Below are 15862 nucleotides of genomic sequence, written 5' to 3' on the forward strand. Positions count from 1 at the left end.
TTGTTTACTTTTAAGCAATCACCCCAAATTGGTGATTGCTTTTTTTCTTGAAAAATTTAGGGGGGTTCTACATGAAACGCATGTTAACGTTTATCGGTTTGTTGCTGGTTTTTCTCGGTTTTGCATTTTTCCAAGAAGGCGGCGTTAAACAAGCTAAGCCACAAGCAGTGAAAAAACCAACGATCGGTATCTTGCAGACGATGTCGCATCCGGCATTAGATGATATTCGTCGCGGGACGATCGATCAGTTGCGTAAGCGCGGCTTTACAGATGGTAAAACCGCTAAAATTGATTTTAAAAACGCAGAAGGTGATCAGAGTAATCTAAAATCGATCGCCGAACGTTTTCAAAATGAAGGCACTGACTTGAACATTGGGATCGCAACGCCAGCAGCACAGGCAATTGCCAACACGGATAAAACGACTCCGTTGATCCTCGGCGCAATTTCTAATCCCAAATCGGCTGGCTTGGTCGCTAACAACGCGCATCCAGGGCATAACATCACCGGTGTTTCTAACCGGACACCCACTGCGGATCAGTTGAAATTAATTCGCGAACTTTTACCCGATGTGAAAGTCTTAGGTGTGATGTACACTTCCAGTGACCCATCGGCCCAAGCCGAGGTCAAGGTCGTCCGCAAAATCGCACCTAAGTACGGTTTCACGGTTAAAGAGTTTACTGTATCTAATTCAAATGATGTTGACCAAGTTGCACAAACCATGGCGCGCCAAGTTAAGGCTGTCTACGTGCCGACCGATAATACAATTGCCAGTGCGATGCAGACCTTGGTGAAAAATACCAACGCTGCTAGGATCCCTGTTTTTCCACCAGCAGGCACAATGGTGAAGGATGGTGGCCTAGCGACATACGGTATCAATCAGTATGAGTTAGGTGTTGCAACTGGTAATATGGCGGCTGATGTACTGGAAGGTAAATCAACCCCAGCCACCACGCCAATTAAAATTATTGCCAAAGGTGATCTTATTTTAAACCAAAAAGAAGCCGATTTACTGGGTATCAAGATTCCAGCGCATTTACAAAAAGAAGCACAACAGAAAGGGGAGGTTTACAAATGAGTCTAATTACATCAGCAATCGGTCAGGGATTAATGTGGGGGATCCTCGGCGTCGGCTTGTTTCTGACTTTCCGCGTACTGAATTTTCCTGATATGACCGTTGAAGGGACTTTTCCATTCGGCGCTGCCGTAGCCGTTACGGCGATCACGCATGGCATGTCGCCATTACTGGCAACGCTACTGGCTTTTGTCGCTGGGATGTTAGCTGGTTTAGCGACCGGGTTACTTTATACCAAAGGTAAGATTCCGATTTTACTAGCGGGGATCTTGGTTATGACCGCGCTATACTCGATCAACTTGCGGGTAATGGGTAAAGCCAACGTTTCTTTGTTAAATGAAAACACATTGTTCAAAGCCAAATTCTTAACTCAGTTGCCACAATATTTTGATGGCGTTGTGGTTGGTTTCTTGTTCGTAGTGGTGACCTTGGTTTTGTTAGGCTATTTCTTACAAACTGAGCTTGGTCAAGCGTTTATTGCGACCGGCGACAATGTGACTATGGCGCGCTCGCTAGGTATTAAAACTGACGGTATGACGATCATGGGTTTGATGGTTTCCAACGGTTTTATCGGTATTTCTGGCGCATTGATGGCGCAAAGTAATGGTTACGCCGATGTTAGTATGGGTATCGGCGTCATCGTCATCGGCTTGGCTTCAATTATTATCGGCGAAGTGGCCTTTGGCGAGTTAACCATGAATCAACGCCTAGTTGCCGTAATTCTGGGCAGCATCTTGTATCGTTTTGTTTTGTTGATCGTATTGCAATTAGGTTTCAACACCGACGACTTAAAGCTGATCTCGGCAATTGTTTTGGCGTTAGCCCTTATGTTGCCAACCTTACAAAAAAAATTCCACGTACAAAAATTAATGCGAAACGGGGTGACACGGCATGAGTGAGCCAATTCTACAATTAAAAGATATTATTGTGACGGTCAATACTGGCAATGAAGAACGCCAAATTCTTAAGCAACTCAACTTAACGATCAATCGTGGTGATTTTGTTACGGTGCTTGGAACGAATGGTGCCGGTAAAACGACTTTGTTCAACACGATTGCCGGCAACTTGCAACCGGCTGCTGGACAAGTATTGCTCAAGGAACGTGATATCAGTCGGGATAACGAAGAACGGCGGGCGCAACACTTGAGCCGTGTATTCCAAGATCCCAAAATGGGTACCGCACCACGAATGACGGTGGCGGAAAATTTATTATTGGCGCAGCAACGCGGCCAACGCCGGACCTTGAAATTACGTAAGCTACGGCAAAATCGTGCTCACTTTCATGAAATGGCGGCTGAAATTGGTAACGGCCTGGAAGATCATTTGGATACACCGACTGGTAATTTATCGGGCGGCCAACGGCAAGCATTGAGTTTGTTAATGGCGACAATGACAACGCCGGATATTTTGTTATTGGATGAACACACGGCAGCGCTGGATCCGAAAACCAGCGAACAATTAATGCATTACACACAACAACGCATCACGCAGAGCAATCAGACTTGCTTGATGATCACTCACCATTTAGAGGACGCTTTAGCCTATGGCAATCGGCTGATCGTTATCGATGATGGCCGGATCGAAGCTGATTTTAATGCTGCCGAAAAGCAAAAATTAACTCGTGAGCAGTTGTATGAATTCTTTGATGAAACGTTGAGCTAGATTCAGATAGCGCAGAATAACAATGTAGCAAAATCGAGTAAGAGTTAGTCCTGCATCACCGGGCTAACTCTTTTTTTGTATGCTGGTATTTATCGAATTTGCTACGTATAATAGAAGCTAAGTCAATTAGAGAATGAGGATCGATATGGATAACGAAATTTTACAACGAACGATTGAACGTTTACCAGAATATCAAGCACGACAAATTAAAAGTACACTACAATTATTAACTGATGGTAATACGGTGCCGTTTGTGGCTCGTTACCGTAAAGAAGTTACAGAAAATTTAGATGAAGTTCAGATTCGTGCCATTGAAACGACCTATAATTACCAACTTAATTTAGTCGAACGTCAGAATGAAGTCATTAAAAGTATTCAAGAACAAGAAAAGTTAACACCACAATTGCAGCAGCAGATCCAGAAAGCCACTAAACTGCAGCAAGTTGAGGATCTATATTTACCTTACAAGCAAAAGCGGCGGACTAAGGCAACGATTGCTCGGGAAAATGGTTTAGCGCCATTAGCGGCCTGGTTATTAAGCTTCCCGCAAGCCGATATTGTTGCTAAAGCGCAGCAATTTATCGCGCCAGACAAAAAGTTAGCGACTGCTGATGATGTGTTGGCTGGCGTTCATGAAATTTTGGCGGAAGAGTTTAGCGACAATGCGACCTTCCGTGAGTGGGTGCGCCAATATACGACCAAGCATGCTCAGTTTACGGCCCAAGCTAAGGATAAAACGCTGGATGAAAAGCAAGTTTATTCGATTTATTATGACTTTGCGGAGCCACTAGCTAAAATGGTGTCGCATCGGGTTTTGGCCGTTAATCGTGGCGAAAAGGCCGGGATTCTAAAGGCGGGCTTGGCTATCGAAACACGGCCGATTTTATGGCATTTAGAGCAAGCAATTATTCGTCAACAGCAGGGCCCAGCGGTGGCTTACGTGCAAGCGGCAATTGCGGATGCCTATAAACGCTTTATCGGACCAGCTATTGAACGGGAAATTCGAACTAATCTAACTGATCAGGCAGCCGATCAGGCAATCGCGGTCTTCGGTGCGAACTTGCGTAATTTATTGTTACAGGCACCGTTAAAAGGTCGCGTAGTTATGGGCTTTGACCCGGCATTTCGGACTGGTTGTAAATTAGCCGTTGTCGATGCGACCGGTAAGTTTCTTGATAAATTGGTGATTTATCCGCATCATCCGGCGCCAGCTGATAAACGAGCAGCTGCTGCAGGGCTCTTTAAGAAATTTATTGAGAAAAATCAGGTCGATATGATCGCCATTGGTAACGGCACTGCTAGTCGTGAATCAGAACAATTTGTGGCTGATGTGCTAAAAACATTGTCACGTAAAGCTTATTATGTGATCGTTAATGAAGCCGGCGCCAGTGTCTACTCAGCTAGTGACGTTGCCCGGGCAGAGTTTCCCGACTTTGGCGTTGAAGAGCGTAGTGCAGTTAGTATTGCGCGACGGTTGCAAGACCCATTGGCCGAGCTGATCAAAATTGATCCCAAGGCAGTTGGTGTCGGTCAGTATCAGCATGATGTGCCACAGAAAAAGCTGGGTGCACAGTTGGATATTGTGATCGAAGACGTGGTCAATAGTGTCGGGGTCAATTTAAATACAGCTAGTCCTGAGTTACTGGAACATATTTCTGGATTAAGTAAGACGACGGCCCACAATATTGTGACTTACCGTAATGAACAGGGTAATTTTACCAAACGTCAGGAATTGAAAAAGGTACCGCGGTTAGGTCCGAAAGCTTTTGAACAGGCGGTTGGTTTCTTAAGGATCATTGCCGGTAAAAATATTTTGGATAACACTGATATTCATCCAGAAAGTTACGCTGTCGCTAAGCAAGTGTTAGCTAAATTTGAGCTAACTTTAGCTGCGGTTGGCACTGCTAAGGTAGAAAAAATCAATGCAACGCCAGAACTGGCTGCTGAATTAGATGTTGGACTGGTAACGTTGCAGGATATCGTCAATGGTTTACGCAAACCAGGCCGTGACCTACGGGATGATTATGCTCAGCCACTGTTGCGGACTGATGTCTTATCGATTGCAGATCTGAAACCAGGAATGGCATTGGAAGGCACGGTCCGCAATGTCATTGATTTTGGCGCTTTTGTTGATATCGGCGTTAAACATGATGGCTTAGTTCACATTTCGCAATTAGCGGATCGTTTTGTCAAGAATCCAAGTGAGGTGGTTGCGGTTGGGGACATTGTCCACGTTTGGGTGCTGTCAGTTGAGCAGCAGCGTGAGCGAGTACAATTAACGATGGTTCCGCCGCGAGAAAATGACTGATTTAGAACTAACCCAATATATCCAGCAGGTGTCACAAAAATATTTCCAGCGGGAATTTAATCATCAAGCGAATTTTAATCGGCGCTTAAAAACCACTGGCGGCCGCTATCATTTAGAGGACCATCATATTGACATTAACCCACGTTTCGTGGAAGATAATGATAAGTCAATTTTGCTGGGGATCGTCAAACATGAACTTTGTCATTATCATTTGCATCTGGCCGGCGGGGGCTACCGGCATCGTGATCATGACTTTAAGCAGTGGCTGGCGGCAGTTGGTGGTAGTCGCTACGCACCAGCGCTGGCTAATACTAAAGTTCAATGGCGTTATCAGTGTCAGCAATGTGGGCAAACTTATTTGCGGCAGCGCCGGTTAAATCTGCAGCGCTATGGCTGTGGTAAATGTGGCAGTCGACTAAAATTATTAGCATAAAGGCCATGTTTCAACTTGGCGCACTTCGCCGTGCTATGTTTCTTGCGGCATGAACTTTGCCACAAGAATAGACAACGTCCGTAGCATCAAAAGCTATTTGTGATTTTTACAAATAGCTCACTGTATTTACGGAGTAGTAGTTGAATGGACACCGTCTGTAACATCGGAAATTTATTAGCGGGGCTTAGCTAATAAATAACCTTAATTGTGAAATAGGGCCATGTTTCAACTTGGTGTACTTTACCTTAGTTGAATGGACACCGCCTGTAACATAGGAAATTTATTAGCGGGGTTTAGCTAATAAATAACCTTAATTGTGAAATAGGGAGGATACAAAAATGCGACAAATAGGTATTGGTTTACTTGGTTTAGGCACTGTCGGTAGTGGCGTAGTTCGGCTATTACAAGATAATAAAGATAAAATTTCCGCGATCACCGGCCGTGAGTTGGTGATCAAACGAGTCGTGGTCCATGATCCAACCAAGAAGCGGACCGTTGAGTTGCCAGATATTCCTGTAACGACTGATATTGCCGATATGGTACAAGATGCAGCGGTACAAATCGTTGTTGAAGTCATGGGTACCATCGATCCAGCAGAAAGTTATATTGAACAATTATTACGTGCCGGCAAGCATGTTGTCACTGCCAATAAGGATCTAATTGCCCAAAAAGGGGCGCGGCTCGTTGATATTGCGCAACAGAAGCAGCGCGATCTAATGTATGAAGCTAGTGTTGCCGGTGGTATTCCAATTTTGCGCACAATCGTTAACAGTTTTGCGGCGGATCAGATTTTAGAGGTCAGTGGGATTGTTAATGGCACGACTAATTATATTTTGACGCAAATGAATCAGAAAAAAGTTAGTTACGCAGCAGCTTTGAAATCAGCTCAGGAGTTAGGCTTTGCGGAAAGTGATCCAACTAATGATGTGGCTGGGATCGATGCCGCCTACAAAATGATTATTCTGACTCAGTTTGCTTTTGGGATGAATTTGACCTTAGCTGATATTGCGGTTGAGGGGATCGACAAGATTCGCTCAGAAGATATTGCACAGGCACAGAGTCTGGGCTATACCATCAAATTAATTGGTGCTGCCAAACAAATTGACGGGGAAATCAACGTTTCGGTTGGGCCAGTGTTAGTGCCAAATGAAAATCCATTAGCGGCAGTGCAAAACGAAAATAATGCAGTGGTGGTTAAGGGTGCAGCGGTCGGCGAAACGATGTTCTATGGTCCTGGCGCGGGGGAACTACCAACCGCTAACAGTGTCCTTAGTGATATTATTTCGGTGACCAAGGATATTGGCATCGGCATCACTGGCAATACCTTTAACACCTATCGGCAAGGCGCGGCCTTAGCACCAGCAGATGCAGTCAAGTCAGCGTACTATTTTGCCCTAGAAATGCGCGATATTCCTGGTCAAATGCTGATGCTGACCAAAATAATGTCAGAGGTTAAAGCAAGTTTCAAACAATTAAGCCAAACTTCTAATGATGGCGACTTTGCTCATGTGATCATGATCACTCATGAAATCAACTTGGCACAATTAAAAAAAATCACAACTGCGATTGCTAAGTTGGAGAGTATTAACGTGATTTCAACCTACAAAGTTCTGTAGTGCTTTCGTGTGCTTAGCTACGACTATAACAGATAATCAGCGCAATGGGAACTTACGTTTGCGTTCGAATAGGTGGTAGTCGTTAACGCGAATTATATTCGATTGCTAATCAATAACCAATTTATGAAGTAGAGGGGGAATCTAGTGATGACAACGATTCGAGTACCGGCAACAAGCGCTAATCTCGGTCCTGGATTTGATTCGATCGGCATTGCATTGGAACTATATTTAACGGTGACGATTGCTGAAACGCGAGCAGATTGGTTGATCGAACATGAAATGGGTGCGGATGTGCCTAGTGATGAACATAATCTCATTATTAAAACGGCGTTGGCGCTCATTCCTGATTTGGAACCACACCGCTTGATCATGCGTTCAGAGATTCCATTGGCGCGGGGGTTAGGTAGTAGTTCATCGGCGATCATTGCGGGAATCGAATTAGCCAATCAGCTCGGTGATTTAGATTTAACCCAATATGATAAGTTGCAGATCGCAGTTAAATTAGAAGGGCATCCCGATAATGTGGCGCCCGCAATTTATGGTGGCTTCGTTACAGCAACTTACGATGATGTAGAAGCGGACGCGATCAGTGCTCCATTTCCAGCGGCACGGGCGTTGACCTTCATTCCTGATGCGGAGTTATTGACCAGTGCCAGTCGAGCAATTTTACCAGAAAAAGTATCGCTGCGGGCGGCAGTGGCAACGAGTTCGGCGGCCAATGTATTGGTGGCGGCGGTATTACGCGGTGATCTGGAATTAGCTGGGCGGATGATGGAGCGCGATCAATTCCATGAAACTTATCGTGAAACGTTAGTCCCCCATCTGGAACAGATCCGTGATCGTGCTCGTGATGCCGGAGCGTGTGGCACATATCTAAGTGGTGCCGGGCCAACGGTGATCAGTATGGTACCGCCTGCAGAAGCAGAAGAGATCCTCGATGAGTTGCAACAATTGCCCCTAGCTGGTCATTGGCTCAATTTAGCGGTCGCACCAGCTGGTCTAATGGTTGAAGCTTAATAGCAAAAGTATTGTGGACAGCACCGACTTTTTTATGTTGGCTATTTAATTGAAGATTAGAAATTAGTGAAAACCGTTGCGTAGCTGCGGTTTTTTTGCTAGAATGTAACAGTTGGTTATTTGCGGCTGTGGCGGAATGGCAGACGCGCTAGATTAAGGATCTAGTGGGAAATTTTTCCCATGCTGGTTCAAGTCCAGTCAGCCGCATAAAATCACTTTTAAAACGTTGTTGTTGAAACCTTTAGCAGGTTTTGGCAATGACGTTTTTTTGTGGTCTTAGCGAGCGGTGATTGCGCTATAATAAGTGGGATAGCACAAAGGCATATAAAAGAAAGCAGGCCCCCAATATGACAGCAAAATCAACAATTGAACAGCAACTTGATCATCGAACAATTCGCGCCTTCACTAAACAGCCGGTGGCGCCAGCGATTATTGAACAGTTGGTTTCTGTAGCGCGGCACACCGCGACCTCTAATTTCCAGCAAGCTTTCAGTGTGATCAGCGTGACTGATCCAGCCAAGAAGGAACAAATTGCAGCGATTGCGAAGCAGCCATATGTAGCGGCTAACGGACATTTATTTGTTTTTGTAGCTGATCAACATCGCGACCAACAGATCGGTGCGGAGATGGGCAAAACAGAAAATCATTTAGGCGGCACGGATCGTTTTTTGCAGGCTTGGTCGGATACTACTTTGGCAGTACAAAACACCGAAGTTGCAGCGGAAAGTCTTGGCTTGGGGACCGTGATCCTCGGTAGCATTTTAAATGATACCCAGCAGTTGATCGATATTTTGGCACTACCGCAGCTTACCTTTCCTGTATTGGGCTTGGCGATCGGCTGGCCCGACCAGAAACCACAATTAAAACCACGCTTGCCTGAACGTTTCGTCCATTTTGAAAATACGTATCAGTTACCAGCACCATTGCGGCCACAGCTTGCTGAGTATGATGCTGTGGTGCATCAATATTATGACCTACGCGATACTAACCGGCGCGTTGATACGTTTACTAACCAAGTAAAAGCTCGACTCGCTTTGCAACCAGAAAAACGGGCAGAAATGTTGACGGTACTGCACCGACAGGGGTTCTTGTTGGAATAATACAATAAACCAGCCACTCACTTGCTACTGATCAGTGATTTCGGCCCGCTTCGCTGCAATTAATTGACTAATACAGAGAAAACGTTAGAATAACTTAACCACTATATTTGAGCCGATTACTAGTAACTTGCAACGAAACCTGTTATGATGATTGCCCAAGGAGGCTGGTGCGAATGACATTTTTATTAATTAAGATTTTCTGGAGCTTTAGTGCCTTTACATCCCTACTATTAGGTGTAGTGGGATTGGTTTTCCCGATCATCCCCGGTATTCCGTTTTTGATTTTAGCCTTGATCAGTATTGAAAAGCTATCACCACGATTTAAGCTGTGGTTATTAAAAACAGGGCCAATGCGCTGGCTACAAGCTAAGCAGCCGAAGTTAGCTGGCTGGTTGATCAAATAAGTATACAGATTTTTTCGTGCGCCTTCCTTGTTAAAAAAATAAATAAAAGCCGCTTAGGCGTGATTTATAAAGACAATTGAATATTATAGTACCGCAAACCAGCCGGCAACCTTAACGTAAAAGTTAGGTTTGACGGCTGGTTTTTTAGCTACTCATTTGCTTGTGTATCAATGTGTGATACACTAGAAATAGCGAGTGATGAGCGGTTAAGGCAGTAAAAAAGGAGCAAAAAAGTGAAACGAATTGAGCGAATCTATCAACGAGTGGTACAGCTTTCACAGCAATTGACAGCTGATGAGGTCGCGCAGGGAGCAGGCGTTACGACTAAGCAATTGGTGGCTGATTTAGAAATCGTGCGGCCAAATGTGTCGAAGGCGTTGAACGATTTGGTGCGGACTGGTCAGTTGACTAAAATTGCTGGACGGCCAGTACGTTATCTGACTGCTGAATTGGCGTTGCAAAAGCCAGCAACTACGACGGATATTGCACCACAACCTGCTATTGCCAAGAAAATGCAGCCAGCAGTTACTATCCCGACTGACTTTTTTGATAAAATGATCGGCGCCCACAGCAGCTTGAAGAATCAAGTTGAGCAAGCCAAAGCGGCGATGCTCTATCCGCCCAAGGGGTTGAACACGCTGATCATTGGTCCGACTGGTTCGGGGAAAACTTTTTTCGTTCACGGAATGTATCAGTTTTCAACAGTTCATCAGATCATCGATACACAACAACCGTTGATCACTTTTAATTGTGCTGATTATGCCCATAATCCTGAGTTACTGATGTCGCATTTATTTGGCTATACTAAGGGTGCGTTTACCGGTGCTAACGAGGATAAAGACGGCTTGATCCAGGAAGCAGAAGGCGGCATGCTCTTTTTGGATGAAGTTCATCGCCTGCCGCCAGAAGGCCAGGAAATGATTTTCTACTTCATGGATCATGGGACCTACAGTCGCTTAGGAGAAACAGCCAAAACCCATCATGCCAATGTGCGTCTGGTTTGTGCGACAACGGAAAATCCGGAAAGTAGCTTGTTGGCTACTTTTGTCCGGCGAATTCCAGTGACGATTCAGCTGCCGTCGTTTAATCAGCGGCCCGCTAAGGAACGGCTGCAGTTGTTGCAGTCACTATTTTCCTTGGAAGCCAATCGGATCCATAAGCAGGTACAGATCAGCGAAGATGTGGTCAAAGCTTTGCTAGGCAGTGTTACTTACGGAAATGTGGGTCAGTTGAAGTCCAATATTCAGTTGGTCTGTGCGCAAGGCTTTTTGCGACATATGCAATCGGACGATTCGATCATGATCACGGCGGAAGATCTACCGGCTAGTATTCAATCTGGGATCGCCACGCTGGCTTCTAACCGCGATGATCTTGGAGAAGTGACTAAATTATTGGAGCCAGTAATGGTGATCGGTCCGGATCAGACCTCAGCTACATTGCAACAAGATGCTTATGAGTTGCCCTATAATCTGTACGAAATTATCGGTGACAAGGCAGCAATTCTTAAGTCAGAAGGCTTGGATCAGGAGCATATCAATAATTTCATCACCACCGATATTAATTTACATCTTAAATCTTTCTATCGTGAGTCGGCGATCGATGAACAGGCTGATAACAAGTTGGCTGAAATCGTTGATCAAGATATTATCGATTTGACTAAAGAAATTCAGGGTAAGGTGCAGCAGTTGTTAGGCTATACTTTTAAACAGAATTTCGTCTATGCGGTCAGTTTGCATATTAGTTCCTTCGTTAAACGACTGCAGTCAGGTAAGCTGGTGCGTAATATCAGTGAGGATCTGAAAGAAATGGTGGCCGACTATCCCAAGGAATTAGAAGCTGCGTATATGATCAAACAAGAATTAGAGACCCACTATAACGTACCGATTCCTAAATCGGAAGTTTACTATTTAACGATTTTGTTGGCGTCATTGCGCTCCGTCAAAGTAGCTGGCAAAGTCGGTGTTGTCGTGGCGGCACATGGTGGTAGTACCGCATCTTCAATGGTTCAGGTGGTCAATAAATTATTGTCAGCCAATAACTTATTAGCCTATGATATGCCGATCGAAATGAGCCCACAGACTGCCTATCAAGGTATTGTCGACCGAGTTCGCCAAGCAGATAACGGCAACGGGGTTATTTTATTAGTTGATATGGGCTCATTATCCACCTTTTCTCAGCGAATTTATAAGGAAACTGGGATCAAAGTAGAAACCATTGATATGGTGACGACGGCGATCGTACTTGAAGCAGTCCGAAAAACAGAGATGATCGATAATGACCTGAGCATTATTGCCCATGAGCTAAAGGAATTTCACGGTTACTCTAAAGTTAATGTTGATACGCTACCAGCGGTTGAAGCATTGGCAGTAGACTCCGTCAAACAACAATTGCCGCGAGCAGTGGTGGCAATTTGTTCGACTGGTAAAGGAACTGCGGTACGGATCCAAAAAATGATCGAGCAACAATTGATCGATCAGCTGATCGACGATGTGACTGTGATCCCAATTTCAGTCGTTAATATGAAACAAACATTGTATCAATTAAGTCAGGAATATCGGATCATAGCGACTACCGGCATCGTTAACCCGGACTTGAAAGTGCCATTTGTGGCGCTGGATCGTTTGATTCAGGACGATGGTCATGATTTCTTTGAACGGGTGGTTGCGGAAATGGATCAAGATGATCTGCAGGCGACCACGCCTAATTTGACTAAAGAATTATGTGAGTCTTATATGAAAGATTACTTTCTTTATTTAAATCCACATAAGTTGATCGATATTCTGTGGCGATACGCTGAAACACTGAGCGATACACTAAAATTAAGCTTTACTGAGACTTTTCGGATCGGCTTAATTTTACATGTTGCTGGCGCGTTGGAACGGACTCTGTTACGGCAAACGGTTACTGCAGAACCGGCAGAACGGGCCTTGATCACAAAGTCGCCTTACTATCACGGGATTCAAGCCAGTAACACACTTTTACAAGAACAATTGCAATTAACGTTGAATGACGACGAAATTTATTATGTTGAGCAACTTTTTGATACACAAGCTCAAAAAAGTGTTTCTTAAGTAAATATTAAGAAGCGATACACAGTTGATTATGTGTATCGCTTCTTTTTTTGTACGCTGAAAGCAAGCGGTATAGACATTTGTAAGCGATACACAAAAGTTGGCACGGTATTTGCTTATATATAAGTGTAAGCCTAAAGTATGAGTACTAGTGTCGTGCTGAGGTCTTATAGGCTAGTTTATAACTAGTTTGGAATAAACGTGTTTTAAAAAGCGGATTTTGTGTCGGGCAGGTTTTAACAGCGACGCAGGTCAAAATCTAACTGCTTTTTCAAACATTCTGGAGGTGACAATGTGATTGCAATCGTTGTTGCAAGCCACGGTAAGTTTTCTGAAGGTGTTGTTCAATCTTCAAGAATGATTTTTGGGGATCAAGAAAAAGTGCGAGCGGTAACTTTCATGCCAAATGAAGGCCCTGAAGACTTGATGAAAAAGTTTAAGGACGTGCTGGCAACTTTTGACGAAACAGATCAAGTACTGTTTTTAATCGATCTTTTCGGTGGATCACCATTTAACGCGGCGAGTCGAATTGTTGCTGAAAACTTAGATAAGTATGCGCTAATTACAGGATTAAACTTGCCAATGCTTTTAGAAGCGTATACAGTTAGAGATAAGCCGGTTGCTGAAGTCGTTTCCCATCTTGAGGAAACGGCAAAGGCAGGAGTGCGACACTTGGAACTGACAGCGTTTTAGGTAAGCCTTAGTGAAGGGACGATTAACGATGACGATGGAGATTGTTTTAGCCCGCGTCGATAGTCGCCTATTACATGGACAAATTGCCACGGTCTGGGCCAAAAGTGTTAAACCAAATCGGATATTAATTGCCTCTGATACTGTTGCAAAGGATACACTGCGCAAAATGCTGATCACCCAGGCTGCACCACCTGGGGTTCGCGCCAACGTTATTACCGTTGATAGGATGATTCGAATCTATCATGATCCGCGCTTTGATGTTTTTAAAACGTTATTGTTGACGGAAACGGTAGAAGATATGGCGCGCTTGGTCGGCGGTGGCATTGACTTGACTAAAGTCGGCGTTGATGTCGGCAGCTTGGCCTTTTCTAGTGATATGAAGATGATCACCGATTCAGTTGCCATTGGTCAAGTGCAGGCGGACGCTATGCGTTATTTGCATAATACGGCTGGTTTAGAAGTTTACGCGCAAAAGGTGCCGGCAGATCGCAAGCAAAACTTGATCGATCTGCTACCAAAAAATGGTTTTTAGGTGAAACTCAGGTGTGCACCTAGTTTCACTTTTAAAAATATTGACAGGGCTTTCCTGTCAAGGAGTAGTGGGTAACCGCTGCTTTTGCACTTATTATATTATTTTAATTTAGTAGGAGGTAAAAAGATGGTAGGAATTGTTATTGCCAGTCATGGCCAATTCGCCGAAGGTATCTTGCAATCCGGAAATATGATTTTCGGCGAACAAGAAGATGTCAAAGCTGTAACGTTGATGCCCAGCGAAGGTCCAGATGACTTCAAGGCAAAAGCGCAAGCAGCAGTCAAGTCCTTCAGTGATCAAGACCAAGTATTGTTCTTAGTCGATCTTTGGGGCGGCACACCGTTCAATCAAACAAATACTTTGTTTGAAGAACATAAGGACAAGTGGGCGATCGTTGCTGGATTGAACTTGCCAATGTTGATCGAAGCTTATGCATCACGGCTTTCGATGAACAGTGCGCATGAGATCGCATCGCATATTATCGAAACAGCTAAAGACGGGGTCAAGGTTAAGCCAGAAGATTTGGCACCAGCCGAAGCACCCAAAGCAGCTGCTACAACAGGTGCTAGCGCAGGCTCACCTGGTAGCTTGAAGTATGTCTTAGTTCGTGTTGATTCTCGTTTATTACATGGTCAAATTGCTACTGCTTGGTCCAAGTCGGTTAATCCAACACGGATCATCGTCGTCTCAGACTCAGTTGCTAAGGATGATCTACGTAAGAACTTAATTCAACAAGCGGCACCAGCTGGGGTTAAAGCTCACGTTGTGCCAATCGATCAGATGATTAAAATTGCTAAAGATGACAAGCATTTTGGTGGTCAACGTGCACTATTATTATTCGAAACACCAGAAGATGCATTGCGTGCCGTTGAAGGTGGCGTACCATTCGATACACTTAATATTGGTTCAATGGCTCACTCAGTGGGTAAAGTTCAACCAAATAAAGTGTTAGCGTTTGATCAAAAAGATATTGATACTTTTGCGCAGTTAAAAGCCAAAGGCATTAAGTTTGATGTTCGTAAAGTGCCTGGTGATTCAGGAGAAAACATGGATAATATCCTGAAAAAAGCACAAGACGAATTAAGCAAACAAGCTTAATAAAAAAGGAAACGGAGGATTAACAACCATGGATTTAAACTTTATTCAAGTTATATTAGTCATTATCGTGGCATTCTTCGCTGGTATGGAAGGTATTTTAGATGAATTCCATTTCCATCAGCCAGTTATTGCATGTACGTTAATCGGCTTAGTAACCGGAGATCTAGTTCCTTGCATGATCTTAGGTGGTACATTACAGATGATCGCTTTAGGCTGGTCTAACGTCGGTGCCGCAGTTGCACCCGATGCAGCCTTAGCCGCAGTCGCATCCGCAATTATTTTAGTATTAGGTGGCCAAGGTAAAGCTGGCGTTTCATCAGCTATTGCCATCGCCGTACCATTGGCCGTAGCCGGATTGTTATTAACAATTCTTGCTCGTACAGTTGCAACAGCTATTGTTCATATCATGGACCGTTATGCAGAAAAAGGTAGTTTCCGTGGGATCGAAGTTTGGCAATTTATCGCTATCTGTATGCAAGGTATCCGTATTGCCATCCCTGCTGCTTTGATCTTAGCAGTTGGTGCTGGTCCTGTAAGAGAATTATTAAGCTCTATGCCTACTTGGTTAACTGATGGCTTGTCCATTGGTGGTGGTATGGTCGTTGCCGTAGGTTATGCAATGGTTATCAACATGATGGCTACTGCTGAAGTATGGCCATTCTTCGCTATTGGTTTCGTATTAGCAACAGTTCAAGACTTAACATTAATTGGACTTGGTGCTATCGGTATCTCCTTGGCCTTGATCTACCTTGCTCTTTCTGAAAAGAGTGGCAGCTCAAGCAATGGTGGTCCATCAAACTCTGGTGATCCACTCGGCGATATCATAGATAACTATTAACGAAAGGAGCGTATAAA

General features: G+C 44.3%; 14 protein-coding genes and 1 tRNA gene. All 15 read left to right on the forward strand.

What is annotated here, in order from left to right; all coding sequences use genetic code 11:
• Positions 1-71: 71 nt before the first annotated feature.
• The 15 genes from trpX to EKM76_RS02020 all read left to right on the forward strand — a co-directional run bounded on the left by trpX (position 72) and on the right by EKM76_RS02020 (position 15845).
• The gene (gene trpX / locus EKM76_RS01950) at positions 72-1076 is read left to right on the forward strand and encodes a tryptophan ABC transporter substrate-binding protein (RefSeq protein ID WP_125548991.1); all 1005 of its coding nucleotides are present in this window, start codon (positions 72-74) and stop codon (positions 1074-1076) included.
• Positions 1073-1972 carry an ABC transporter permease gene (locus EKM76_RS01955; protein WP_125548992.1) on the forward strand — a complete coding sequence of 300 codons (900 nt, stop codon included), beginning with the start codon at positions 1073-1075 and terminating at the stop codon, positions 1970-1972. Before trpX ends, EKM76_RS01955 begins: the two co-directional genes overlap by 4 nt.
• Positions 1965-2735: an ABC transporter ATP-binding protein gene (locus EKM76_RS01960; protein WP_125548993.1), complete on the forward strand. Its 771-nt coding sequence runs from the start codon at positions 1965-1967 to the stop codon at positions 2733-2735. Before EKM76_RS01955 ends, EKM76_RS01960 begins: the two co-directional genes overlap by 8 nt.
• A 145-nt stretch (positions 2736-2880) precedes the next feature.
• On the forward strand, positions 2881-5043 hold the full coding sequence (locus EKM76_RS01965; protein WP_125548994.1) for a Tex family protein: 2163 nt from the start codon (positions 2881-2883) through the stop codon (positions 5041-5043).
• Entirely contained in the window at positions 5036-5476 is a 441-nt protein-coding gene (locus tag EKM76_RS01970) for a SprT family protein (protein WP_125548995.1), read from the forward strand. The genes EKM76_RS01965 and EKM76_RS01970 overlap by 8 nt, the downstream gene beginning before the upstream one ends.
• Before the next feature lie 338 nt (positions 5477-5814).
• Complete coding sequence (locus EKM76_RS01975) at positions 5815-7092, forward strand: homoserine dehydrogenase (protein WP_125548996.1); 1278 nt, start codon at positions 5815-5817, stop codon at positions 7090-7092.
• A 147-nt stretch (positions 7093-7239) separates the two neighbouring features.
• Positions 7240-8109: a homoserine kinase gene (gene thrB, locus EKM76_RS01980; RefSeq protein ID WP_125548997.1), complete on the forward strand. Its 870-nt coding sequence runs from the start codon at positions 7240-7242 to the stop codon at positions 8107-8109.
• A gap of 122 nt (positions 8110-8231) precedes the next feature.
• A tRNA-Leu gene (locus tag EKM76_RS01985) sits at positions 8232-8316 on the forward strand.
• A gap of 140 nt (positions 8317-8456) precedes the next feature.
• Positions 8457-9209, forward strand: coding sequence for an NADPH-dependent oxidoreductase (locus tag EKM76_RS01990; protein ID WP_125548998.1), 753 nt, complete (start codon positions 8457-8459; stop codon positions 9207-9209).
• A 173-nt stretch (positions 9210-9382) separates the two neighbouring features.
• Positions 9383-9613 (forward strand): DUF454 family protein, encoded by a 231-nt coding sequence (locus EKM76_RS01995; RefSeq protein WP_125548999.1) that lies wholly within the window; start codon positions 9383-9385, stop codon positions 9611-9613.
• A 233-nt stretch (positions 9614-9846) separates the two neighbouring features.
• Positions 9847-12684, forward strand: coding sequence for a sigma-54-dependent transcriptional regulator (locus EKM76_RS02000; RefSeq protein ID WP_125549000.1), 2838 nt, complete (start codon positions 9847-9849; stop codon positions 12682-12684).
• Between the two features lie 294 nt (positions 12685-12978).
• Positions 12979-13377 carry a PTS sugar transporter subunit IIA gene (locus EKM76_RS02005; RefSeq protein ID WP_125549001.1) on the forward strand — a complete coding sequence of 133 codons (399 nt, stop codon included), beginning with the start codon at positions 12979-12981 and terminating at the stop codon, positions 13375-13377.
• 28 nt (positions 13378-13405) lie between these two features.
• Positions 13406-13909: a PTS system mannose/fructose/N-acetylgalactosamine-transporter subunit IIB gene (locus EKM76_RS02010; protein ID WP_125549002.1), complete on the forward strand. Its 504-nt coding sequence runs from the start codon at positions 13406-13408 to the stop codon at positions 13907-13909.
• 126 nt (positions 13910-14035) lie between these two features.
• Complete coding sequence (locus EKM76_RS02015; protein WP_125549003.1) at positions 14036-15007, forward strand: mannose/fructose/sorbose PTS transporter subunit IIA; 972 nt, start codon at positions 14036-14038, stop codon at positions 15005-15007.
• 28 nt (positions 15008-15035) lie between these two features.
• A complete protein-coding gene (locus tag EKM76_RS02020; protein ID WP_125549004.1) occupies positions 15036-15845 on the forward strand; it encodes a PTS mannose/fructose/sorbose transporter subunit IIC in 810 nt (269 codons plus the stop codon).
• Positions 15846-15862: the final 17 nt, after the last annotated feature.

The sequence above is a fragment of the Loigolactobacillus zhaoyuanensis genome (assembly GCF_003946385.1).
Classification (GTDB): domain Bacteria; phylum Bacillota; class Bacilli; order Lactobacillales; family Lactobacillaceae; genus Loigolactobacillus; species Loigolactobacillus zhaoyuanensis.

Coding starts and splice junctions, on each gene's coding strand:
- trpX (WP_125548991.1), top strand. CDS start 72: ATGAAACGCATGTTAACGTTTATCGGTTTGTTGCTGGTTTTTCTCGGT.
- EKM76_RS01955 (WP_125548992.1), top strand. CDS start 1,073: ATGAGTCTAATTACATCAGCAATCGGTCAGGGATTAATGTGGGGGATC.
- EKM76_RS01960 (WP_125548993.1), top strand. CDS start 1,965: ATGAGTGAGCCAATTCTACAATTAAAAGATATTATTGTGACGGTCAAT.
- EKM76_RS01965 (WP_125548994.1), top strand. CDS start 2,881: ATGGATAACGAAATTTTACAACGAACGATTGAACGTTTACCAGAATAT.
- EKM76_RS01970 (WP_125548995.1), top strand. CDS start 5,036: ATGACTGATTTAGAACTAACCCAATATATCCAGCAGGTGTCACAAAAA.
- EKM76_RS01975 (WP_125548996.1), top strand. CDS start 5,815: ATGCGACAAATAGGTATTGGTTTACTTGGTTTAGGCACTGTCGGTAGT.
- thrB (WP_125548997.1), top strand. CDS start 7,240: ATGACAACGATTCGAGTACCGGCAACAAGCGCTAATCTCGGTCCTGGA.
- EKM76_RS01990 (WP_125548998.1), top strand. CDS start 8,457: ATGACAGCAAAATCAACAATTGAACAGCAACTTGATCATCGAACAATT.
- EKM76_RS01995 (WP_125548999.1), top strand. CDS start 9,383: ATGACATTTTTATTAATTAAGATTTTCTGGAGCTTTAGTGCCTTTACA.
- EKM76_RS02010 (WP_125549002.1), top strand. CDS start 13,406: ATGACGATGGAGATTGTTTTAGCCCGCGTCGATAGTCGCCTATTACAT.
- EKM76_RS02015 (WP_125549003.1), top strand. CDS start 14,036: ATGGTAGGAATTGTTATTGCCAGTCATGGCCAATTCGCCGAAGGTATC.
- EKM76_RS02020 (WP_125549004.1), top strand. CDS start 15,036: ATGGATTTAAACTTTATTCAAGTTATATTAGTCATTATCGTGGCATTC.